This is a genomic window from Streptomyces sp. NPDC027663, from assembly GCF_055566415.1.
In genome coordinates this window covers 26,276-43,852 of sequence record NZ_JBVHSK010000005.1, presented here as the reverse complement: position 1 = coordinate 43,852, position 17,577 = coordinate 26,276, and the positions used below count along the sequence as shown (strand labels likewise).

Here is a 17,577-nt window from a genome sequence, read left to right as displayed (position 1 = left end):
GACCTGCTAGCCCTTCCACGCGCGGACCACCCGGCCGTCCCGCACCTCGAAGTTGAGCCGGCCCACCCGGTACTCCATGGTGATGATCGCGCCCGGTGGCAGCGACCGCACCGTCGGCCAGCCCCGCTGCCGAGCGAGCCGCTCGGCGTTCGCGGCGTCGAGGCCGACGTACCCGTCCGGACTGTCCTGGGGCTCCGCTGGCGGAGTGGGAATCGGTGCCATGCCGCCACGCTAGGCCGCATCATGCGGTGACGGAAGCCGGGCACAGCCGGGTAAGAGCCGTATCCGGCTCCGGTCACACTTCTGTCACAGCTCCCCGGTCCTGTTTCAGCCGTCGTGACAACAGCCGCTGCCGCGGCGGGCTTCACACGTACGGGGGTTTCCATACGGCTTACCGGGGTAATCGAACGAAATTCACGCGTGTCGCGATGCCGCTTCCCAATACCCGGCGGAAAGTGCCGCAGAGGGGATCGGGGCGGGCCCGGGGCGCGATTCCCCGGCATCCGGTGCGGTGCCACAGCAGCTGACGCCGCATAGGAATTTCACGGATTCAGCACACGCCCGCTGTGGCCCCCGGTGGGAGCAACGGCCCCGCGAGCATCATGGCGGCAGCTCGCGGGTACGCGTGCCGCGGGCTGTGGCGGGCCCGGGCGCGACGATGCGAAGGGGCGAGCGATGGGGACCCAGACCGTGGGAGCGACGGCGCGGCCGGCGCGCGGCAGCCGGGGCGGCCGGCTGGTGGTGGACTGGCTCACCACCACCGACCACAAGAAGATCGGCCACCTGTACCTGATCACGTCGTTCGGGTTCTTCCTGGCCGGCGGGGTCATGGCGCTGGTGATGCGCGCGGAACTCGCCCGGCCCGGGCTGCAGCTCGTCGACAACAACCAGTTCAACCAGCTCTTCACGCTGCACGGCACGATCATGCTGCTGCTGTTCGCGACCCCGAGCTTCGCGGGCTTCGCCAACGAGCTGATGCCGTTGCAGATCGGTTCCCCCGACGTGGCCTTCCCGCGACTGAACATGCTGTCGTACTGGCTGTTCGCGTTCGGCGGGCTGATCGTGCTGGGCTCGCTGGCGGTGCCCGCCGGGCCGGCCGCCTTCGGCTGGTTCGCCTACGCGCCGCTCAACGACATCACGCACTCCCCCGGCGTCGGCCCGGACCTGTGGATCATGGGGCTCGCGCTGGCGGGCTTCGGGACCATCCTCGGCGCGGTCAACTTCGTCACCACCATCATCGGGATGCGGGCGCCGGGCATGACGATGTTCCGGATGCCGATCTTCACCTGGAACACCCTGTTCACGTCGATCCTGATCCTGATGGCGTTCCCGGTGCTGGCCGCGGCGCTGCTGGTACTGGAGGCGGACCGGCGGTTCGGCGCGCAGGTGTTCGAGGCCGCCAACGGCGGGGCGCTGCTGTGGCAGCACCTGTTCTGGTTCTTCGGGCACCCCGAGGTCTACATCATCGCGCTGCCGTTCTTCGGGATCATCACGGAGATCATCCCGGTCTTCAGCCGCAAGCCGATCTTCGGCTATCTGACGCTGGTCGGCGCGACGATGGCGATCACCGGGCTGTCGATCGTGGTGTGGGCGCACCACATGTTCGCGACCGGTGCGGTGCTGCTGCCGTACTTCTCCCTGATGTCGTTCCTGATCGCCGTGCCGACGGGAGTGAAGTTCTTCAACTGGGCCGGCACGATGATCAAGGGCTCGCTGTCCTTCGAGACGCCGATGCTGTGGGCGCTGGGCTTCCTCGTGACGTTCCTGTTCGGGGGCCTGACCGGAGTGATCCTGGCGTCGCCGCCGATGGATTTCCACGTGACCGACTCGTACTTCGTGGTGGCCCACTTCCACTACGTCGTCTTCGGCACGGTCGTCTTCGCGGTCTTCGGCGGCTTCTCCTTCTGGTGGCCGAAGTTCACCGGGAAGATGCTGGACGAGCGGCTCGGGAAGATCCAGTTCTGGACCCTGTTCACCGGCTTCCACACCACCTTCCTGGTACAGCACTGGCTGGGTGCCGAGGGCATGCCCCGCCGGTACGCCGACTATCTGGCGGCCGACGGGTTCACCACGCTCAACACGGTCTCGACGATCGGTGCCTTCCTGCTCGGCCTGTCGACGCTGCCGTTCCTCTACAACGTGTGGAAGACCGCCATGTACGGCGAGAAGGTGGACACCGACGACCCCTGGGGCTGGGGCCGCTCCCTGGAGTGGGCGACATCCTGCCCGCCGCCCCGGCACAACTTCGTCACCCTGCCCCGGATCCGCTCGGAGTCCCCGGCGTTCGACCTGCACCACCCGGAGTACGCGGCCCAGGCTCCGCAGCCGGAGCCCAAGCGGCATCAAGCCGGTTCCTGACAGACCTGATCGCCTCGGCCGGTCCGGCCGGCCCGGGCACCCGAACACAGACAGCGGTCGTGCCGAGGTCCTGGACAGGGGGCGAGTCCGCCGACGGTGCGTACAGCCGCTGCCCCCGACCGGGACAGCGGCTGTACGCCTGCGCGGTGACCGGCACTCAGAGTTCGAGGCGCTGGCCGGGCACGATCAGGTCGGGGTCGGTGCCGATGACGGCCTTGTTGGCGGCGTAGATCCGCTGCCAGGTGGTTCCGTGCCGGGCGGCGATGATGCTCAGGGTGTCGCCCTCGCGGACGGTGTAGTCACCGCGGGAGCTGCCGCGGCCCGTGTGGGCCGTCGGGCGCTCCGGCGTCTTCGCCGGGGCGGACGTGGCCGGGGCCGGCTTCGCCGGGGCGGACTTCGTCGTCGCGCTCTGCCGGGACGGCGTGCCCGAGGAGGCTGCCGGGGCGGCGCCGGAGGCTCCGGCGCGGGACGAGCAGACCGGCCAGGCGCCCCAGCCCTGGGCGCGCTGGACCTTGGTGGCGACGGCGATCTGCGCGCTCCTGGAGGCCTGGTCGGCCGTCGGGGCGTAGGCGGTGCCGCCGTACGCGCGCCAGGTGCCGGCGGAGAACTGGAGCCCGCCGTAGTAGCCGTTGCCGGTGTTGATGTGCCAGTTGCCGCCGCTCTCGCACTGGGCGATGCGGTCCCACACTCCGTTGTCCGCCGCGACGGCGTTTCCGGTCGCGGCGAGCAGTCCCAGCGGGGCCAGCAGTGCGGCTCCGGCGAGCGCTGCGGTCGTACGGCCCTTGCGGGCGCTGTCGTTACGGGCGGTGGTGCGGCTGGTATCGGCACACTCGGACATGTAGTTCCCTCTCCACGAACCCGGGCTCCCCCAAGGCCGGCGCAGATCCCCGCGTATGGCCGCGGTTCCTCGCGCCCGCCCCCGTCCGCCGTCACCGGTGCGGTGATCGTGCTCTGCCGGTGCCGGCCGGCGGACGTACCCGAGCGGTGCTCGTTGCACACGGCGGAGGAATGTAAGGAGGACGAGCAGCCGGAATCAACCAAGTCGCCGTCCTTCCAGGCCAGTTGACGGTTACCGAGGGTATCGGCGATTTTCGGCCACCCACTACATGCACTGATTTCATGATTTGTCGACCATCGACTGAAGCGATCTGTGACCCACTTCACCCAATCAAGTTCCTTGACATGGCGCGGAGTTGACGATGAGTGGCCGGTTCCGCACACAAGGTGACCCTGTGCGGTGGAAGGTTCGAACCGGTTCGACGCGGGGCGTGACTCCCACCACAGGACGTCCGTTGTCTTCTTCATGAGCCCGGAACCCCGGGGCTCATCGGCCGGGAGCCACCCGGCCGACCCAGCACCGCATCCCGAGGGAGCCACCGTGCCGCGCATGCTCGACGTCAGCGACGCCGTACGCGCCGAGATCGGCGACGAAGAAGCCGACCGGCTGCTCGCCGGAGAGAACGCCCCGGGCAGTTACGACTGCACGTCCTGTCGCACCCCGGGCGACTCCGAGCAGGAGCGCACCAGCACCGTTCTGTTCATCGGCGACGAGACCGCCGTCCTCGCCTTCGCCCACGCGAGCTGCCTGCCCTCGCAGGTCGTCCAGGTCACCGAGGAGCAGTTGCAGGGCGCCGTGCGCTCCATCGGCGCGGCCGGCGGGGACATGGCCGGGGCGACCGCGGGCGGCCGGCCGCAGCAGGCCGTACCCGAGCAGGCGGTGCTCGGCGTGACCAGCGGACTCGTCCTGATCGAGGGCGAGTTGCATCCCGCGCTCGTCGTCGAGCCGACCTCGCCGATCGTCCGCCCGGGCACCATCGGGGCCGGCGACGACTTCCTTCCGCTCCTCATCGAGCAGGGCTTCATGCCGGTGACCGCGCTGGCGTCGGTTCCTCCGGTGCTGCACGGCTGGTCCGTGCTGCTGGCCGTGGGACAGCTGCACGCAGTGCTGCAGCCGTCGGCGGTCGGCGGACAGCCGGTGGCCTGGTGGCAGGCGCACCAGCCGCTCCAGGTGACCGACAGCTGGCGGGCCGCGGCGAACAAGCACCAGCAGGTGCTCATGTTCGCGGCACCGGTGGGGTCGATCGGGCGTCAGCCCCGGGAGGACCTCCTGCGGGACGCACTGGACAAGGCGGCCGCGAACGGGAAGCTGGTGGCGGCGGCGCTGCCGCTCGCGGGTACGTGACCGCCCACCGGGCAGGGGGTGCGGGTCGTTCGGCGGCTGCGGATCCGGTGTGGTTTCCCGCGCCGTTCCGCGCGCCCCTGAGGGGGTTGCGGAACCGCATCTCTTTGACGTCCCGGTCGTTTGGACATACGTGCACGCATACGACACCCCGCCTCCCCGTCGGTCCTCCTACGCCTCCGTCCCGTCCGCCCGGACGGCGCACGAGCCGGCCGGCGGGACGTCGGCCACGCCGATCTACGACACGCTCTACGCGGAGTGGGTCAAGACCTTCCGCACCCTGCCGGGAGACCGCAGCGGTGAGGAGGACCTGAGGTTCAGCGCCTTCGGGGACTTCCCGGACGGCATGGGCAGCTACGGCGGGCACCGGGCGGGGTCGTTCAGCAGCTCGTACAGCGCCTACAGCGCGGGGGCGTACAGCGCCCGGCAGCAGTCGCAGTGGCAGCGGGTGGGCACGCTGGGACGGCAGCAGGACAGCGGGACCGGCTACCAGCCGGCGGCGCTGCCACCGGGGCCGCGCCGGGGCCTGTGACGGGCCCACGGACGGCGAAGGGCGGCCCCTGGTGAGCCAGGGGCCGCCCTTCCTGTCGTACCGCTGTCACTTCTTCTTCGTGCCGCGCTTCTCGCGTACCCGCACCGAGATGTGGATCGGGGTGCCCTCGAAGCCGAACTCCTCGCGCAGACGGCGCTCGATGAAGCGCCGGTAGCCCGCTTCGATGAAGCCGGAGGCGAAGAGCACGAACCGCGGGGGCTTGGTGCCGGCCTGGGTGCCGAACAGGATGCGCGGCTGCTTGCCGCCCCGGACGGGGTGCGGGTGGGCCGAGACCAGCTCGCCGAGGAAGGCGTTGAGGCGGCCGGTGGGCACGCGGGTCTCCCAGCCGGCGAGGGCCGTCTCGATCGCCGGGACCAGCTTCTCCATGTGCCGGCCGGTGCGGGCCGAGACGTTCACGCGCGGGGCCCAGGCGACCTGGCCCAGCTCGGTCTCGATCTCCCGCTCCAGGTAGTAGCGGCGCTCCTCGTCGAGGGTGTCCCACTTGTTGTAGGCGATGACCATCGCGCGGCCCGCCTCGACGGCCATGGTGATGATCCGCTGGTCCTGCACGGAGATGTTCTCGGAGGCGTCGATCAGGACGACCGCGACCTCGGCCTTCTCCACGGCGGCGGCCGTGCGCAGGGAGGCGTAGTAGTCGGCGCCCTGCTGGAGGTGGACCCGCTTGCGGATACCGGCGGTGTCCACGAACTTCCAGGTCACGCCGCCGAGTTCGATCATCTCGTCGACCGGGTCGCGGGTGGTGCCCGCCAGCTCGTTGACGACGACGCGCTCCTCGCCTGCCACCTTGTTCAGCAGCGAGGACTTGCCGACGTTCGGGCGGCCGATCAGGGCGATGCGGCGGGGGCCGCCGATCGCGGTGCCGAAGCTCTGCTCGGGCGCCTCGGGCAGCGCCTCCAGGACGGAGTCCAGCATGTCGCCGGTGCCGCGGCCGTGCAGCGCGGAGACCGGGTGCGGCTCGCCGAGGCCCAGGTTCCACAGGTAGGCCGCGTCGGCCTCGCCGCTCGGGCCGTCGACCTTGTTGGCGCACAGCACGACCGGCTTGCCGGCCTTGCGCAGCAGCCGGACGACCGCCTCGTCGGTGTCGGTCGCGCCGACCTTGGCGTCCACGACGAAGACGACCGCGTCGGCCGCCTCGATCGCGTACTCGGCCTGCGCGGCCACGGAGGCGTCGATGCCGAGGACGTCCTGCTCCCAGCCGCCGGTGTCGACGACCTTGAAGCGGCGGCCGGCCCACTCGGCCTCGTAGGTGACGCGGTCGCGGGTGACGCCCGGCTTGTCCTCGACGACCGCCTCGCGGCGGCCGATGATCCGGTTCACCAGGGTCGACTTGCCGACATTGGGGCGGCCGACGACGGCGAGCACGGGCAGCGGGCCGTGGCCCGCCGCCTCGATGGCGCCCTCGACGTCCTCGATGTCGAAGCCTTCTTCCGCGGCGAGCTCCATGAACTCCGCGTACTCGGCGTCGCCGAGAGCCCCGTGATCGTACTCGTGCGCGGTCTCGTACGCGTCCGAGCCGTCGGGCTGGATGTGGTCGTTCATGAAGTCCGTACCTCGTCGTTCATCGTGGTGATCGGTGGAGCGGCCCTGGTGGGCTGATCCACTACTCAAGTGTCGCCGAGCGCCCGGTCAGGCGCCTGGCGTTTTCCAGGTGGCTGGTGAGCTGTTTCTGGATGCGCTCGGTCGCCTCGTCGAGCGCCTTGCGGGTGCGCCGCCCGGTGCCGTCGCCCGCCTCGAAGGGGTCGCCGAAGACGACGTCGATTTGGGAGCGCAGCGGGGGCAGTGCCTTTGTCAACCGTCCCGGCCGCCCGGAGCTTCCCAGGACGGCCACGGGGACGATCGGCGCCCCGCTGCGGACCGCGAAGTAGGCGAGCCCGGCGCGCAGCGAGGCGAAGTCGCCCTCGCCCCGGGTGCCCTCGGGAAAGATGCCCAGTACTCCCCCGGCCTCCAGCACGCCGAGGGCCTGGGTGATCGCGGTGCGGTCGGCGGCCGTGCGGTCCACCTTCAGCTGGCCGATGCCGGTCAGGAAGGGGTCCAGCGGCCCGACGAACGCCTCCTTCTTGATCAGGAAGTGCGTGGGCCGGGGCGACACGCCCATGACCATCGGGCCGTCGATGTTGTGGCTGTGGTTCACCGCGAGGATCACCGGGCCGGTGGCGGGCAGCTTCCAGGCGCCGAGCACGCGCGGCTTCCACAGCCCGTACATCAGGCCGACGCCGATGCGCCGGCCGACCTCGGCGCCCCGCTCCGAGGGAACCGGCGGAAGGCTCACTTCCCGGCTCGCTTCTCCTCGACCAGGGTGACGACGCACTCGATGACCTGGGCGAGGGTGAGTTCGGTGGTGTCCACCTCGACCGCGTCGTCGGCCTTGGCGAGCGGCGAGGTCTTGCGGCTGGAGTCGGCCGCGTCCCGCTTGATCAGGGCCTCGCGGGTGGCGTTGACGTCGGCACCGTTCAGCTCGCCGCTGCGACGGGCCGCGCGCGCCTCCGGGGAAGCGGTGAGGAAGATCTTCAGGTCGGCGTCCGGCAGGACGGTCGTACCGATGTCCCGGCCCTCGACCACGATGCCGTGCTCGGCGCCCGCGGCCAGGGAGCGCTGCAGCTCGGTGATCCGGGCGCGCACCTCGGGCACCGCGCTGACCGCGCTGACCCGGGAGGTGACCTCGTGGGTGCGGATCGCGGCCGCCACGTCGATGCCGTCGACCGTGATCGTCGGCTTGTCCGGGTCGGTGCCGGAGACGATGTCCGGCTTGCCGGCGACGGCCGCGACGGCGGTCGGGTCCTCCAGGTCGATGCCGTTGGTCACCATCCACCAGGTGATCGCCCGGTACTGGGCGCCGGTGTCCAGGTAGCTCAGGCCGAGCTGGGCGGCCACGGACTTCGACGTGCTCGACTTGCCCGTGCCGGAGGGACCGTCGATCGCGACGATCACGGGCTTGGCGGCGGCGCCGTTTTCCACGGGGGACACCTTCCTGGTGCGGTGCTGGCGGGGTGCGGGGAGCGAGAGCGCCCTGCACAAGGTTACTGGGTACGGGTCACTCGTCCGGACGCACGCGGGGAGGCCGGGCCCGGCCCTACTGCCGCAGCGCCCAGCCCCGCTCCCGCAACGCCTCCGTCAGGACGGCCGCCGCGCTCGGCTCCACGCTGAGCTGGACCAGACCGGCCTGCTGACCCGTCGCATGCTCGATCCGGACGTCCTCGATGTTGACCCGGGCCCGGTCCGCGTCGGCGAAGATCCGGGCGAGCTGGCCGGGCTGGTCGTCGATGAGGACGACGACCGTCTCGTACACGCGCGGGGCGCTGCCGTGCTTGCCGGGTACCCGCACCTGGCCGGCGTTCCCACGGCGCAGCACGTCCTCGATGCCGGTGCCGCCCGTGCGCCGCTTGTCCTCGTCGGAGGACTGCAGGGCGCGCAGCGCCTGGACGGTCTCGTCCAGATCGGCGGCGACGTCGGCGAGCAGGTCGGCGACCGGGCCCGGGTTCGCGGAGAGGATGTCGATCCACATCCGCGGGTCGGAGGCGGCGATCCGGGTCACGTCCCGGATGCCCTGTCCGCACAGCCGTACGGCGGTCTCCTCGGCGTGCTCCAGCCGCGCGGCGACCAGGCTGGACACCAGGTGCGGCATGTGGGAGACGAGGGCGACGGCGCGGTCGTGGGCGTCGGCGTCCATGACGACCGGTACGGCCCGGCAGTGCGAGACCAGTTCCAGGGCGAGGTTCAGCACCTCGGTGTCGGTGTCGCGGGTCGGCGTGAGCACCCAGGGGCGGCCCTCGAACAGGTCCGCGGTGGCGGCCAGCGGACCGGACTTCTCCCGGCCGGACATGGGGTGGGTGCCGATGTACGCCGTGAGGTCGAGGCCGAGCGCCTCCAGCTCGCGGCGCGGGCCGCCCTTGACGCTGGCGACGTCCAGGTAGCCGCGGGCCACGCCCCGGCGCATGGCGTCGGCGACCACCCGGGCCACATGGGCGGGCGGGGCGGCCACGAGCGCCAGGTCGACCGGGCCGTCGGGTGCCTCGTCGGTGCCGGCGCCCAGCGCGGCGGCCGTACGGGCCTGCGCGGGGTCGTGGTCGGTGAGGTGGACGGTGACACCGCGCTGCACGAGGGCCAGCGCGGCGGAGGTGCCGATGAGGCCGGTGCCGATGACGAGTGCGGATCTCACTGGGCGATGTCCTTGCGCAGGGCGGCGGCGGCGCCGAGGTAGACGTGACTGATGTCGGCGCGGGGCTTGTCCGACGCGATGTGCGCGAGGATCCGCACGACCCGGGGCATGGCGCCCTCGACGTCGAGTTCCTGGGCGCAGATGAGGGGGACGTCCACGATGCCGAGCTTGCGGGCGGCAGCGGCCGGGAAGTCGCTGTGCAGGTCGGGGGTGGCCGTGAACCAGATGCTGATCAGGTCGTCGACGGTCAGCCCGTTCCGCTCCAGGACGGCGGTGAGCAGGGCCCCGACCTGCTCCTCCATGTGTCCGGCCTCGTCCCGTTCCAGTTGGACGGCCCCCCGGACCGCTCGTACCGCCACGGCGCTGCTCCTCGCTGCCTGCGTGTGTGTTCTTGGTCCGTCCAGCGTAGTCAGCCCGCGCGGGGCGGGCGTGCGCCGCCCGCACGCTGAGACGATGCGAAAAGTTCCGGTATCCATCGATTCTCTACGTCTGTACGGAGGCGTGACATGACCCAGCCCGCGACGCGGCGGACGGTACTCGCGACGGGCGCCGGTGCGCTCGCCCTGGGATGTGTGGGATGCGGCAGCAGCGGCGACGAGAGCGGCTCCACGTCGTCATCGGAAGCCACCGCCGGGCGGCTGCCGGCTTCCCCGGCCCGCAGACAGCTGGCCGACACCAGCGACATCCCGGAGGGCGGGGGCAAGGTCTTCAAGAAGGAGAAGATCGTGGTCACCCAGCCGAAGAAGGGTGACTTCAAGGCCTTCTCGGCGGTCTGCACGCACCAGGGCTGCACGGTGAGCAAGGTCGCCGACGGCACCATCGACTGTCCCTGTCACGGCAGCAGGTTCCGCATCGCCGACGGCTCGGTGGCCCACGGCCCCGCCACCAGGCCGCTGGCCGAGGAGTCGATCACCGTGCACGGAAATTCCATCCACCTGGGCTAAGGGGCCGCGTACGCTCCCGGAATGCATCCGCAGGACCTCGTACGCGACCACACGGTCTACGCCTGTGTCATGGGCTCCCGCGCCTTCGGCCTGGCGACGGACGCCAGCGACACCGACCGGCGCGGGGTGTTCCTCGCACCGACCCCGCTGTTCTGGCGGTTCGAGAAGCCGCCGACGCATGTGGACGGACCGGGCGAGGAGCAGTTCTCCTGGGAGCTGGAGCGGTTCTGCGAGCTGGCGCTGCGCGGCAACCCCAACATCCTGGAGTGCCTGCACTCCCCGCTGGTCGAGCATGCCGACGACACCGGCCGCGAGCTGCTGTCGCTGCGGCACGCGTTCCTGTCCCGGCAGGCGTACGACACCTTCACCCGGTACGCCCTCGGCCAGCGCAAGAAGCTCGACGCCGACATCCGCAGCACGGGCGCTCCGCGCTGGAAGCACGCCATGCATCTGCTGCGTCTGCTGATGAGCGCCCGGGATCTGCTGCGCACCGGCGAGCTGCGGATCGACGTCGGCGACCAGCGCGAGCCGCTGCTCGCGGTGAAGCGGGGCGAGGTGCCGTGGCCGCAGGCCGAGGCGTGGATGGTCCGGCTGGCGGCCGAGGCCGAGGAGGCCCTGTGGGGCAGCCCGCTGCCGCCGGAGCCGGACCGTGCGCGTGTGGCCGGCTTCCTGTTCGAGGTGCGCCGGGCCTCAGCCCTGCAGGCGGAGGCGGACCACCAGGTCGTGCAGGGCGGCGTGGCCGCCGGGCGCGTCGGGCAGCGCTGAGGCGGCCTGCGCCTCGTCGAGGACGGTGTGCAGCCGTTCCACGTCGGCCTCGACACGCGCATGGTCGACGTCGGCCGTGCCGTGCTCCCGCTCCGCCTTGGCGGTTATCAGCCCGGGCAGATAGCCGGGGGCGTCCACCTGGTCCACCAGCGTGGGCAGATGGGCCTGCACCTCGCCGCTGCGCATGAGATGGATGCCGGTGAGCAGGACGCGGAAGGTGTAGAGCAGCGGTTTGAGTTCGCCGGTCTTCTCGAACAGCCGCCACTGGGTCACGGCGAAACCGCGGTAGTGGTGGGCGTGGTGGCTGGTCAGCACGCCGGGCACCAGGGCGGCCAGCTCCCGGTGGGCGTCGGTGGTGTGCACGACCAGGGGCGAGAGCAGCTGTTCCAGCACGTAGCCGTTGCGGCGGAGCATCAGCCGTACGAACTTGCGCAGGTCGTGGGTGACGAGGTCCAGCTCGACGCCGTACCGGACCCAGGTCCGCGAGCGGGTCTCCTCGGGCTCGCGCAGACCGACGAGGTCGGCGGCGGGCAGCAGATGGACCCCGCGCAGGTCCACGTCGGAGTCCTGGGAGGGGAAGCCGTACAGATGGGCTCCGGAGACGGTCGCGAAGAGCAGCGGGTCGGGCTGTTCCGCCACCACCGGGGTCAGGTCGATGTCGAGGTCGTCGATCATGGGCCTAAGCGTCCCAGAGCGTGCCGAGGGCCAACAGGTCTGCCCGGTACTCGATCCGCTCGGCCCAGTCGGCGGGCCAGGCGTCCGCGCCCCGCCAGGCGCCCGCGAAGGCGCCGGTGAGACAGGCGATGGAGTCGGAGTCGCCGGCGGTGCAGGCGGCCCGGCGCAGGGCGGTGACGGGCTCGTCCGGGAAGAGCAGGAAGCACAGCAGCCCGGTGGCGAGGGCCTCTTCGGCGATCCAGCCCTCTCCGGTGGCCAGGCAGGGGTCGGTCTCCGGGGAGACGGTCCGTACGGCCTCCTGCAGGCGTTCCAGGATCGCCAGGCACTCGTCCCAGCCCCGCGCGATGAAGTGCTCGGGGGTCGGGTCCTGGGAGCGGGTCCACAGGTCGCCGAGCCAGGTGTGGTCGTAGCGGGTGCGGTTCTCCTGCGCGTACGCGTGCAACTGCCCGACCAGTGCGGCCGGGCCGGTGCCCTGGACGAGCAGGTGGACGGCGTGGGCGGTGAGGTCGGAGGCGGCGAGCGCGGTGGGGTGGCCGTGGGTGAGCGCGGACTGCAACTGGGCGGCGCCGGCGCGCTGTTCGTCGCTCAGGCAGGGGACGAGCCCGATCGGGGCGACCCGCATGTTGGCGCCGCAGCCCTTGGAGCCGACCTGGCTGGCGTCCTGCCAGCGGCGGCCCTCCGTCGTGAGCAGGTCGCACGCGGTCAGGCAGGTGTTGCCCGGGGCGCGGTTGTTCTCCGGTGACCGGTACCAGTCGACGAACTCCTCGCGCAGCGGGCGCTCCAGCCGCTCAGGTGCGAGGGATCCGCGCTCCGTGGCCGTCCGGAGCGCGCGCCCGACGGCGAGGGTCATCTGCGTGTCGTCGGAGACCAGGGCGCGCTGCGGCAGCTCCAGCTCCCGCCAGGGACCGAACATCGTGAGGATCAACGGCACGGTCTTGAACTCGGTCGGGTAACCGAGGGCGTCCCCCAGAGCGAGGCCGAGAAGTGTTCCGGTTGCGGCTTGCTTGGACACGCGATCACCATCCCCTTTTATCGTCACCCTGACAATAAAAGGGGATGGTGATCACGGCAAGGCGCTTTAGAGGTCGACTTCCTTCATCAGCATGCCGACCTCGGTGTTCGACAGACGGCGCAGCCAGCCCGACTTCTGGTCGCCGAGGGTGATCGGTCCGAAGGAGGTGCGCACCAGCTTCTCGACCGGGAAGCCGGCCTCGGCCAGCATGCGCCGCACGATGTGCTTGCGGCCCTCGTGCAGGGTCACCTCGACCAGGTAGTTCTTGCCGGTCTGCTCGACGACCCGGAAGTGGTCCGCGCGGGCGTAGCCGTCCTCCAGCTGGATGCCGTCCTTCAGGCGCTTGCCGAGGTCACGCGGGATCGGGCCGACGATCGCGGCGAGATAGGTCTTCTTCACGCCGTACTTGGGGTGGGTCAGCCGGTGCGCCAGCTCACCGTGGTTGGTGAGCAGGATGACGCCCTCGGTCTCGGTGTCCAGCCGCCCGACGTGGAAGAGCCGCGTCTCACGGTTGGTGACGTAGTCACCGAGGCACTGCCGCCCATCCGGGTCCTCCATCGTGGAGACGACACCGGCGGGCTTGTTCAGCGAGAAGAACTGGTACGACTGGGTCGCGACCGTCAGGCCGTCGACCTTGACCTCGTCCTTCTCCGGGTCGACCCGCTTGCCCTGCTCCAGGACGATCTCGCCGTTGACCTCGACCCGGGCCTGCTCGATCAGCTCCTCGCAGGCGCGCCGGGAGCCGTAGCCCGCGCGGGCGAGCACCTTCTGCAGCCGCTCGCCCTCCTGCTCGGCGCCCGGGAAGGTCTTGGGGAGCTTGACGTCCTTCTTGCCGGCGTACCGCTCCCGGTTGCGCTCCTCGGCGCGGACGTCGTACTCACGGGAACTCGCCGGAGCCGTACGGCCGCGCCCGGTGCCCTGGCCCTGCCTGGGCCCGCCCTTTGCGCCGCCGCGCGCCGAAGCGCCACGACCCGACTTCGGGCCGTCCTGGGTGGCGCCGGGGCCTACGTCGTAGCGCCGCTCCTCCGGGCGCGGCTTCTTCGGCCGGCCGCCCTGCTTGTCGTCACGGGCGTTGCCGGCACCGCGGTAATTACCGCGGCCACCGCTGCTCCCGCCGCGGCCGCCGCTGTTGCCACCACGGCTCCCGCCGTTGTTTCCGCTGCTGTTCCTGCCGCTACTGCTTCGCATCAAAGTTCCGTCTTGTCGTCTGCGTCCTCGGAATCCGGAGCATCCGGATCGAACGACGGCACCCCCTCCTGGGTCTCGGCCTCGATCGCCTCCGCCTCGGGGAGGAAGGGCGCGAGTTCCGGAAGTTCGTCCAGGCCGCGCAGGCCCATCCGCTCCAGGAAGTAGTTCGTCGTCCTGTACAGGATCGCACCTGTTTCGGGTTCCGTGCCCGCCTCCTCGACCAGACCCCGCTGCAGGAGGGTGCGCATGACCCCGTCGCAGTTGACTCCGCGCACGGCGGAGACCCGGCTGCGGCTGACCGGCTGGCGGTAGGCGACGACGGCGAGGGTCTCCAGCGCCGCCTGGGTGAGCCGGGCGGTCTGCCCGTCCAGGACCAGCCGCTCCACGGCCGGTGCGTACGCGGCACGGGTGTAGAAGCGCCAGCCGCCGGCCACGAACCGCAGCTCGAAGCCGCGGCCCTGCACGGTGTACTCGTCGGCCAGCTCGCGCAGCGCGTCCGCGATCTGCCGCTTCGGCCGCTCCAGGAGCTTGGCCAGGTGCTCCTCGGTCGCGGGCTCGTCCACGACCATGAGCATCGCCTCCAGGGCGGGCTTCAGCTCCAGGCCGGTGACGCCGCGCAGCCCCGCCGGAAGTTCCGCGGTCTCCTCGCTCATGCCTTGCTCTCCTCCTCGGGCTGCTCCGGCGGCCGGTCGAACTCGTCGGTGACCATCGGCGCCGCGTCGGTGTCCCCGCCGGTCCAGCGCACGACCAGCTCGCCGAGCGCGGCCTCCTGCTCCAGGGCGACGGCCTTCTCCCGGTACAGCTCCAGCAGGGCCAGGAACCGGGCCACGACCGTGAGCGTGTCGTCGGTGTCCTCGACGAGCAGCCGGAAACTGACCTCGCCCAGCTCCTTCAGCCGCGCCACCACGATCCCGGCCTGCTCCTGGACGCTGACCAGCGGGGCGTGGATGTGGTCGACGTAGACCTGCGGCTTGGGCCTGGGCTGCATCGCCTTCACGGCGAGCCTGGCGAAGCCCTCGGGCCCGATGCTGATGACGACCTCGGGCAGCAGCTCGGCGTGCTGCGGTTCGAGGCCGACGGTACGCGGGTAGCGCCGGGCCTCCTCGTCGAGCCGGTGGTTGAAGATGTCGGCGATCTGTTTGTACGCGCGGTACTGCAGCAGCCGGGCGAACAGCAGGTCCCGGGCCTCCAGCAGCGCCAGGTCGGCCTCGTCCTCCACCTCCGCGGCGGGCAGCAGCCGGGCCGCCTTCAGATCGAGCAGCGTGGCCGCGACGACGAGGAACTCGGTCGTCTGGTCCAGGTCCCAGTCCGGCCCCATGGCCCGGATGTGCGCCATGAACTCGTCCGTCACCTTGGACAGCGCGACCTCGGTGACGTCCAGCTTGTGCTTGGAGATCAGCTGGAGCAGCAGGTCGAAGGGCCCCTCGAAGTTCGAGAGCCGCACCTTGAAGACACCGTCCCGAGGCTCTTCGGGCTCGGGGGCGGCGGGTTCTCCGGGCCGGGAAGCTGCGGGTGCTCCGGGCGCGGGAGCTGCGGGTTCGCGTACTACGGCGGCCGGCCCTTCGGTCGCGGCGGCTGCGGATTCGCGTACGACGGCTGCCGGCTCGTCAGGCGCTACGGCTGCCGGTTCCTCGGGTACGAGGGCTACGGGTTCCCCGGCCACGACGGCTGCCGGTTCCTCGGGCAGGACGGTCAGGGGTTCCTCGGGCCGGACGGCCCGGGGCGTCTCTTCCGGCGCCGGCCCACCGGCGACAGCCGGACTCCCGGCCTCGGCCGCCGGCTCACTCTTCGGCCCGGCCGGCGCGGCCCCGGGTCCCCGCCCCAGCGCACGCCGACGGCCGGTGCCGGCGCCGGGGGCGGGGTTGGAAACGTCACGCGAGGTCATAGCCCCCGCAGGCTACCGCTACCGCCCGCGCAGCCGCCGCACGAGGATGCTCGCGTCACCGCGGGACTCCAGGTCGGCCAGCACCACGGCCACCGCCTCGCGGACGATCCGTCCGCGGTCGACGGCCAGCCCGTGCTCGCCGCGCAGCACCAGCCGCGCGTGCTCGAGGTCCATCAGCTCCTCGGCCGACACGTACACGGTGATCTTCTCGTCGTGCCGCTCCCGCCCGCTGGGCCGCCGGGTCGCCGCCCGTCCGCGCTTGCGCGGCTGCGCGGCAGAACCTTCCTGCGCCGCCTGCCGGCGCGCAGGACGGCTGCGGGACTCGCCGGCCTCGGCCGGCTCGGCCTCCGCCGCCACGTGCTCGGCGCCCTCGCCGTCACCGCCCTGCACGGGCACCGACTGCGGTGCGTCCTCGGCGGCGGCCGCCTCGTCGCTCTCCCCCGCGGGTGCCGGCACCCGGGCCTCACCGTTGGCCGGGCGCCGGGGACTCGACGGCTGGAGCGCCGTTCCCCCTGTCGTACGGAAGAGTTCGTCGGCCCCCGGCAGACTCACTCGGCGTGACACCGGGCGAGCACCTCCCTGGCGAGCTGGCGGTAGGCGGCGGCACCGACGGAGTTGGAGGCGTACGTGGTGATCGGCTCACCGGCGACCGTGGTCTCCGGGAAGCGGACCGTGCGGCCGATGACCGTGTGGTAGACGTGGTCGTCGAACGCCTCGACCACACGGGCCAGCACCTCGCGGCTGTGGACCGTGCGCGAGTCGTACATCGTGGCGAGGATGCCGTCCAGTTCCAGCTCGGGGTTGAGCCGCTCCTGGACCTTCTCGATGGTCTCGGTCAGCAGGGCCACACCGCGCAGGGCGAAGAACTCGCACTCCAGCGGCACGATCACCTTGTGAGCGGCCGTCAGCGCGTTCACGGTGAGCAGGCCGAGCGAGGGCTGACAGTCGATCACGATGTAGTCGTAGTCGGGCAGCAGCGGCTTCAGGGCGCGCTGGAGCGTCGACTCGCGGGCGACCTCCGAGACCAGCTGGACCTCGGCGGCCGACAGGTCGATGTTGGAGGGCAGCAGGTCCATGTTGGGGACCGCCGTCTTCAGCAGGACCTCGTCCGCGGACATGCCCCGCTCCATGAGCAGGTTGTAGACCGTCAGGTCGAGTTCCATCGGGTTGACACCGAGACCCACCGACAGCGCGCCCTGCGGGTCGAAGTCCACGAGCAGCACGCGGCGGCCGTACTCCGCGAGCGCGGCACCCAGGTTGATGGTCGACGTCGTCTTGCCGACGCCGCCCTTCTGGTTGCACATCGCGATGATCGTCGCGGGGCCGTGACTGGTCAGCGGGCCCGGGATCGGGAAGTACGGCAGCGGGCGTCCGGTCGGGCCGACGCGCTCACGGCGCTGGCGGGCAGCGTCGGGCGCGAGCGTGGCCGCGTACTCCGGGTCCGGCTCGTATTCGGCGTCGGGGTCGTAGAAGTGCCCCTCGGGCAGTTCGTCGTAGTCGGCGAAGTGGTTGTGGGGCGCGCCACTTCCGTCGCCGGCCATGGCGTTCACGTGATGGCCATCCATGCTCTGGTGTGCTGTCCGGGCGGTCCGCGGACCCGGACTCTGGTGGGCTGCGAAGGTGCGCACAGCTACGGAGCCGACAGCCTCGGATCCCGCGGGCCCCTGGCCCCGTGCAGGCATTCCTGGTTGACCACCCCCGGGAGAAAATGTCGACTCATTCACAAGTCGTCTTACCTCCTTGGTGACCAGGAAACTTCTAGACAAGGTCAGCGTGGCACCATGCCGACGGTTGGCGACTCTATGGCGTGTCGGCGGTCCGCAGCAACACAATCCGCCGGACCCGGCAGGATGTGTCGGCAA

19 protein-coding genes are annotated in these 17,577 nt (G+C 71.2%); 5 read left to right on the top strand and 14 right to left on the bottom strand.

Going from position 1 to position 17,577, the window contains the following annotated elements:
- Positions 1 to 6: 6 nt before the first annotated feature.
- Positions 7 to 222 (bottom strand): I78 family peptidase inhibitor, encoded by a 216-nt coding sequence (locus tag ACZ4SF_RS15700; RefSeq protein WP_468383824.1) that lies wholly within the window; start codon positions 220 to 222, stop codon positions 7 to 9.
- Between the two features lie 453 nt (positions 223 to 675).
- Here ACZ4SF_RS15700 and ctaD point away from each other — a divergent pair, with 453 nt between their 5' ends.
- Positions 676 to 2,358 (top strand): aa3-type cytochrome oxidase subunit I, encoded by a 1,683-nt coding sequence (gene ctaD / locus ACZ4SF_RS15695; protein ID WP_468383821.1) that lies wholly within the window; start codon positions 676 to 678, stop codon positions 2,356 to 2,358.
- Positions 2,359 to 2,515: 157 nt separating this feature from the next.
- On the opposite strand, the gene ACZ4SF_RS15690 is transcribed toward ctaD, so the two are convergent.
- A complete protein-coding gene (locus tag ACZ4SF_RS15690) occupies positions 2,516 to 3,196 on the bottom strand; it encodes a LysM peptidoglycan-binding domain-containing protein (RefSeq protein ID WP_468383818.1) in 681 nt (226 codons plus the stop codon).
- 540 nt (positions 3,197 to 3,736) lie between these two features.
- On the opposite strand from ACZ4SF_RS15690, the gene ACZ4SF_RS15685 reads away from it, so the two are divergent.
- Positions 3,737 to 4,540 carry a hypothetical protein gene (locus ACZ4SF_RS15685; RefSeq protein WP_468383815.1) on the top strand — a complete coding sequence of 268 codons (804 nt, stop codon included), beginning with the start codon at positions 3,737 to 3,739 and terminating at the stop codon, positions 4,538 to 4,540.
- A 130-nt stretch (positions 4,541 to 4,670) separates the two neighbouring features.
- Positions 4,671 to 5,069, top strand: a complete 399-nt coding sequence (locus ACZ4SF_RS15680; RefSeq protein ID WP_468383812.1) for a hypothetical protein — start codon at positions 4,671 to 4,673, stop codon at positions 5,067 to 5,069.
- A gap of 66 nt (positions 5,070 to 5,135) precedes the next feature.
- On the opposite strand, the gene der is transcribed toward ACZ4SF_RS15680, so the two are convergent.
- The 5 genes from der to aroH all read right to left on the bottom strand — a co-directional run bounded on the left by der (position 5,136) and on the right by aroH (position 9,605).
- Positions 5,136 to 6,629 (bottom strand): ribosome biogenesis GTPase Der, encoded by a 1,494-nt coding sequence (der, locus tag ACZ4SF_RS15675; protein ID WP_468383809.1) that lies wholly within the window; start codon positions 6,627 to 6,629, stop codon positions 5,136 to 5,138.
- A gap of 61 nt (positions 6,630 to 6,690) precedes the next feature.
- Positions 6,691 to 7,359, bottom strand: a complete 669-nt coding sequence (locus ACZ4SF_RS15670; protein ID WP_468383807.1) for a lysophospholipid acyltransferase family protein — start codon at positions 7,357 to 7,359, stop codon at positions 6,691 to 6,693.
- The gene (gene cmk, locus ACZ4SF_RS15665) at positions 7,356 to 8,045 is read right to left on the bottom strand and encodes a (d)CMP kinase (RefSeq protein WP_468383804.1); all 690 of its coding nucleotides are present in this window, start codon (positions 8,043 to 8,045) and stop codon (positions 7,356 to 7,358) included. Before cmk ends, ACZ4SF_RS15670 begins: the two co-directional genes overlap by 4 nt.
- A gap of 115 nt (positions 8,046 to 8,160) precedes the next feature.
- Entirely contained in the window at positions 8,161 to 9,246 is a 1,086-nt protein-coding gene (locus ACZ4SF_RS15660) for a prephenate dehydrogenase (RefSeq protein WP_468383802.1), read from the bottom strand.
- A complete protein-coding gene (aroH, locus tag ACZ4SF_RS15655; protein WP_468383799.1) occupies positions 9,243 to 9,605 on the bottom strand; it encodes a chorismate mutase in 363 nt (120 codons plus the stop codon). The genes ACZ4SF_RS15660 and aroH overlap by 4 nt, the downstream gene beginning before the upstream one ends.
- A 147-nt stretch (positions 9,606 to 9,752) precedes the next feature.
- Here aroH and ACZ4SF_RS15650 point away from each other — a divergent pair, with 147 nt between their 5' ends.
- Complete coding sequence (locus ACZ4SF_RS15650) at positions 9,753 to 10,190, top strand: Rieske (2Fe-2S) protein (RefSeq protein WP_468383797.1); 438 nt, start codon at positions 9,753 to 9,755, stop codon at positions 10,188 to 10,190.
- Positions 10,191 to 10,211: 21 nt separating this feature from the next.
- Positions 10,212 to 10,955: a nucleotidyltransferase domain-containing protein gene (locus ACZ4SF_RS15645; protein ID WP_468383795.1), complete on the top strand. Its 744-nt coding sequence runs from the start codon at positions 10,212 to 10,214 to the stop codon at positions 10,953 to 10,955.
- Here the strand turns inward: ACZ4SF_RS15645 and ACZ4SF_RS15640 are convergent.
- The 7 genes from ACZ4SF_RS15640 to ACZ4SF_RS15610 form a co-directional block, all read right to left on the bottom strand.
- Positions 10,881 to 11,630, bottom strand: a complete 750-nt coding sequence (locus ACZ4SF_RS15640) for a nucleotidyltransferase domain-containing protein (protein WP_468383793.1) — start codon at positions 11,628 to 11,630, stop codon at positions 10,881 to 10,883. The two genes, ACZ4SF_RS15645 and ACZ4SF_RS15640, sit on opposite strands and share 75 nt — an antisense overlap.
- A 4-nt stretch (positions 11,631 to 11,634) precedes the next feature.
- Positions 11,635 to 12,642, bottom strand: coding sequence for an ADP-ribosylglycohydrolase family protein (locus tag ACZ4SF_RS15635; protein WP_468383790.1), 1,008 nt, complete (start codon positions 12,640 to 12,642; stop codon positions 11,635 to 11,637).
- Positions 12,643 to 12,708: 66 nt separating this feature from the next.
- Entirely contained in the window at positions 12,709 to 13,830 is a 1,122-nt protein-coding gene (locus ACZ4SF_RS15630; protein ID WP_468383787.1) for a pseudouridine synthase, read from the bottom strand.
- Positions 13,830 to 14,483, bottom strand: a complete 654-nt coding sequence (scpB, locus tag ACZ4SF_RS15625; protein WP_468383785.1) for an SMC-Scp complex subunit ScpB — start codon at positions 14,481 to 14,483, stop codon at positions 13,830 to 13,832. Before scpB ends, ACZ4SF_RS15630 begins: the two co-directional genes overlap by 1 nt.
- The gene (locus ACZ4SF_RS15620) at positions 14,480 to 15,715 is read right to left on the bottom strand and encodes a segregation and condensation protein A (RefSeq protein WP_468383782.1); all 1,236 of its coding nucleotides are present in this window, start codon (positions 15,713 to 15,715) and stop codon (positions 14,480 to 14,482) included. Before ACZ4SF_RS15620 ends, scpB begins: the two co-directional genes overlap by 4 nt.
- An 18-nt stretch (positions 15,716 to 15,733) precedes the next feature.
- Positions 15,734 to 16,279 (bottom strand): hypothetical protein, encoded by a 546-nt coding sequence (locus tag ACZ4SF_RS15615; protein WP_468383779.1) that lies wholly within the window; start codon positions 16,277 to 16,279, stop codon positions 15,734 to 15,736.
- A complete protein-coding gene (locus ACZ4SF_RS15610) occupies positions 16,264 to 17,397 on the bottom strand; it encodes a ParA family protein (protein ID WP_468383777.1) in 1,134 nt (377 codons plus the stop codon). Before ACZ4SF_RS15610 ends, ACZ4SF_RS15615 begins: the two co-directional genes overlap by 16 nt.
- Between the last annotated feature and the right edge of the window lie 180 nt (positions 17,398 to 17,577).